Source organism: Mycobacterium sp. (assembly GCF_047975165.1).
Taxonomy (GTDB): domain Bacteria; phylum Actinomycetota; class Actinomycetes; order Mycobacteriales; family Mycobacteriaceae; genus Mycobacterium.
Genome location: NZ_JBKECZ010000081.1, coordinates 1 through 2,787 on the forward strand (window position 1 = coordinate 1; position 2,787 = coordinate 2,787).

A 2,787-nucleotide genomic window follows, 5' to 3' on the forward strand; every position below is an offset into this window, starting at 1 on the left:
AGAGACGGCAGCGGTTGGTTGTCGGTGGGCATTTCGGCGCGGCGCGAGATCATCTCGACTACCTGCCCACCGTGTTCGCCACCATCTACATTGGTGGTGGGCCTGGCGCGGTGGTCGCCGGACTTGCTGGCTTGCAGGGCGTCGAGGTCGTGATTGGTCGAGCCCACCGCCAGGGCGGCGGTAATCCCGGCTAGGAGCCTGGGTCAGTAAGATTTTTGTGTGGGTCTAGCGGCGTTGTGGAATATGGTCGGTTCGAGGGTGCGCTGAGGGCGGTGACCGTCGGCGTGTTGGCGCCCTGGATGCACACTCGACGTCGTGAACTCACGGTTGCGGCGTTCAGGCCGCTGGCCGCTCAGCTGGCGGTGAGCCCGGCCAGGCCGTGCACTCCGATGTGGCCGTGGAGTTTGCGCAGGTTGTGGCAGGCGGCCAGCAGTAGTCATTCACCGCGGGCCTGCTCGAACCCCCGCAGCAGTAGGTGGTTGGCGTTTTGCAGGGTGGCCACCTGGCCGAAGACGGGTTCGACGATGGCCTTGCGTCGGGCGTAGACCTTGTGGCCGGTCTTGGTGGTGAGCTTGCGGGCCATGCGTTGCTTGGCGGTGGCCGACTCGGGGATCCGGCCACGCGTGGCGACCGGCGGCGGGTCACCGCGACGCGTACGGCCGACGGCGACGAAGAACTCGGTGCCGCACGTGGCAGTGTATTCGGCGGCGCGATCGAGGTTGTCAGCCCAGCAGTACCCGGCATCGGCAAGGACCTGAGCGGGTACCTGCCCGGTGTTGGTAGCGACTTGCTCGGTCAACGGCATCAAGTTGGCGACATCGGAGGCGTTGGTGTTCACCTCGGTAGCCACGATCACCTGGTGGTCGGCATCGACGACGGCTTGGGCGTTGTAGCACTGGTGGAACGCCCCATCGCCGCTGAGCATGATCTTGGAGTCTGGGTCGGTGAAATTGCGTTGCGCTTTTGGTTTCGGGGTGGCCGCCTCGGCGGCAGCCGCGCCTGTGGCGGCAGTGGTGTCGTCATCATCGCCGCGTTCGCGGGCTTTGGCCTCAGCCTGCTCACGGGCCCGCGCACGGGCTTCTTCTTCCAGAGCGGCCTTGGCTTCGCGGATCCTTTCCAACCGGGTTTCGCGGCGGGCCAGCTCTGCGGGCAATTCATCGCCGCGCCGGTTCTTGCTGAACTTCTTGTCCTCGTCCTTGTCGATGCGCTCGGCCTCGGCCAGCAGCGCTGAGACCTCGCCGGCAAGAACCTTCTCCTTCTCGCTCATCCGCGCGTAACTCATCGCCTTGCGTTTGGAGGCGTTGGCCCGCACCTTGGTGCCATCGAGTGCGACCTGGCCCAGGCTGGCCATGCCGGCGGCTTGGCACAATGCCAACGCTTGGACGAACAGATGCCCCAGGGCTGACAGGTGGCGTTTGCAGAACCGGGCGATAGCCCGATAATCCGGGGCGCTACCTGCAGCCAGCCACCGAAACGCGACCACATCGACGCAGGCGGCCTCAACCTTGCGTGACGAGCGAACTCCGGTGGTGTAGCCATACAGCAGAATCCGCACCATCAACCGCGGGTCATTAGGTGGCCCACCACGACCCTCGGTATAGGCCGCGGTGATACGCGACAGATCCAGGTGCTCATCGACGAGGTCGGCGACGAATCGGACCAGATGATCGGCCGGTAGCCAGTCATCCAGCGATGGCGGCAACAACAACCCCTGATCCGGGTCGAACATCCGAAACGTCTTGTCCACCGGCAGCCTCGGCACCAAAGAATGCGAATCCACCCGCTGCTCGGAATCTACCTCGAACAACCGACCACTATCGACATCATCAGACACACCCCAACATCGCGTGTCACCGCCGATCAGCCGAGCACCCCGCCAGGCGTGTTACTGACCCAGGCTCCTAGTCGCTTACGCCAGTACACCAGTGTGGACGGGTCGAATCCGTTGTCGTCCAATGCCATCCCGGTCGCGACCTTCCAGCGCAGGTCACACCGGGCCGCCTCGGCGGTCTCCCGATCGGACAGATCATGCAGGGTCTGCAGCACCAGGATCGCGGCCATCACCGACGCCGGGATCGACGGCCGCCCTCGCCCCGAGGGGAACAGGTCCTCGAACTCCTTGTCACAGAACAGATCCTGGCGATGGGCAGCCAGGAACGCGAACATGCTGCCCTCAGCCACCAGATGACCGACCAGCGCCTCCGCGTCCAGCAGTTCCCGATCCGCCCGCTCCACACCCTGCACGAAGCTATTTCCTCAGTTCAGGCCTATATTCCGAGGAGGCGCGCCGATTATTCAGCGCCCTCCTAGAGCACATCGAGGATGCGGCGGGCGCCCTGCGTCGAATCCATACGTTGTTGCGGCCAGGGGGCCACCTGTTTCTAACGGTGTCGGCGTACAGCTTTCTGCACTCGACAGACGACGATGTAGCTGGTCATTTTCGTCGCTACACTCGGCGCACGCTGGAGCGCGCGGCGTTTAGCCAGGAATTCAGGACAGAATTCGCCACTTACCTCTTTTCTCCGTTACCACCTCCGGTATTTGCGTTCCGGACTGTGCCGAGTTGGCTGGGATTGCGGCGCGCAAACTACACCGAGGAACAGACAGCCGACCATGTGCGCGAGGGCTTTTCAGCTCGATTGGTAGATCGCATACTTGATCGGGAGGCGAGGCAAATCGAGGCCGGACGTACTATCCCGTTCGGCAGCAGCTGCCTCGCGGCTGTCGTCAAGGATTGACTGTCGGGAACTGTGCACACCGGCACTGGCCCAACGTTTCACCGAGACC

General features: G+C 63.8%; 1 protein-coding gene and 2 pseudogenes. 1 reads left to right on the forward strand and 2 read right to left on the reverse strand.

The window, feature by feature from the left end:
* Nucleotides 1–352: 352 nt before the first annotated feature.
* Both ACK5M9_RS08355 and ACK5M9_RS08360 read right to left on the reverse strand, forming a co-directional pair.
* A pseudogene (locus tag ACK5M9_RS08355) lies at nt 353–1,780 on the reverse strand (IS1182 family transposase).
* 80 nt (nt 1,781–1,860) lie between these two features.
* Entirely contained in the window at nt 1,861–2,244 is a 384-nt protein-coding gene (locus ACK5M9_RS08360) for a transposase (RefSeq protein WP_416892706.1), read from the reverse strand.
* Between the two features lie 65 nt (nt 2,245–2,309).
* Here ACK5M9_RS08360 and ACK5M9_RS08365 point away from each other — a divergent pair.
* Nucleotides 2,310–2,738, forward strand: a pseudogene (locus tag ACK5M9_RS08365) (methyltransferase domain-containing protein); the annotation flags it as partial.
* Nucleotides 2,739–2,787: the final 49 nt, after the last annotated feature.